This window comes from Polaromonas sp. P3_C2, assembly GCF_056402675.1.
The window spans coordinates 1-586 of the sequence record NZ_JBFUGX010001239.1 but is presented as its reverse complement, the minus strand read 5'-3'; the positions used below and the strand labels follow the sequence as shown (position 1 = coordinate 586).

The window sequence follows — 586 nt, the reverse complement described above, 5'->3', positions numbered from 1 at the left end:
CAACTATGCCGTGCTGGCCTGCACAGATTTTCCGGGTTGCCAAGGTTCACTCTGGCCGGCCATGGACTTTCGCCAGGGCTTCACGCTGTGGCGCGAACTCGGTGCGGGCCATGACGGCGCCAATATCAGCTTTGAGGCGCTCACCGCCATTCACTATGTGCACCGCCTGGTGGCCTATCTCGTGTTTGCCGTATTCCTCGTCCTCGCCTTTTGCCTGCACCGCATGTCCGCGTATCGCTTGTCCGCGCGATGGTTGGCCGGGCTCATCCTGCTGCAGGCTGTCACGGGCATCAGCAACGCCGTACTGGGCTGGCCCCTGTTCGCTGCGGTCATGCATACCGGCGGTGCGGCAGCCCTCGTCATTGTGCTCAGCGGCGTGGTCTTTTCCAGCCGCAGCGGGACCTTCGCAGCACATGCGTCAAAATTGAATGCCTAGCGACTTCCCATGAACCCCAGTACTCCCTCCGCCGCTCCGGCTTCTGCCTCGCCCCGCGCCTCTTCCAGGTTCGCGCAGTTCTATGCGCTGACCAAGCCGCGCGTTGTGCAGCTCATTGTGTTTTGCGCATTGATCGGCATGGTGCTGGCC

The 586-nt window shown here is 62.5% G+C and carries 1 protein-coding gene and 1 pseudogene; both read left to right on the top strand.

The window, feature by feature from the left end:
• The coding region (locus tag AC1DWI_RS25840; protein WP_477726282.1) for a COX15/CtaA family protein at positions 1 to 436 on the top strand (436 nt) is incomplete at its 5' end.
• 9 nt (positions 437 to 445) lie between these two features.
• A pseudogene (locus tag AC1DWI_RS25835) lies at positions 446 to 586 on the top strand (heme o synthase); the annotation flags it as partial.